The organism is Allobosea sp. P1_A7, assembly GCF_056406775.1.
Genome location: NZ_JBFTZN010000646.1, coordinates 1 through 625 on the forward strand (window position 1 = coordinate 1; position 625 = coordinate 625).

Sequence of the window (625 nt, forward strand, 5' to 3'; positions counted from 1 at the left end):
ATCAACGAAGGGGCCGGCGGATCAACGAAGGGGCCGGCGGCGTCGTCACCCACTGGGAAGGCCAGCCGCTCACCCAGAGCACGGGCAAGCGCATCATGGCGGCGGGCGATCCCGCGCGCCACCGCGAGATGCTGCGGCTCGTCGAGACCAGCATGAAACACTGAGCCAACCCGCTCCGAGACGGCGCCGATCCGCCGGAGTTCCAGCACCGAGGGGGAGATATGGGTATCGCGATCGAGAATCTGGCCGTCGCCTATGGCGGCCAGCGCGTCATCGACGGGCTCGAACTGACGATCGAGCCGGGCTCCTTCTTCACCCTGCTCGGCCCCAGCGGTTGCGGCAAGACCACCCTGCTGCGCACCATTGCCGGCTTCGTCCCGGCCGAGCGTGGGCATCTGCGCTTCGGCGGTACCGAGGTGACGCATCTGCCGCCGCATAAGCGCGATATCGGCATGGTCTTCCAGGACTATGCGCTGTTTCCCGACAAGACCGTCTTCGACAATGTCGCCTATGGCCTGCGCGCCCGCAAACAGGCGGAAGGCGTGATCAAGACCAAGGTCCAGGCCTCACTGGAGCGCGTCGGCCTCGGCCATCTCGGCCAGCGCCATCCGGCCGCGCTCTCGGG

At 67.5% G+C, this 625-nt stretch carries 1 protein-coding gene; it reads left to right on the plus strand.

Going from position 1 to position 625, the window contains the following annotated elements; translation table 11 throughout:
• Positions 1-221: 221 nt before the first annotated feature.
• A partial coding sequence (locus tag AC1D34_RS38195; RefSeq protein ID WP_476827105.1) for an ABC transporter ATP-binding protein occupies positions 222-625 on the plus strand: 404 nt, incomplete at its 3' end.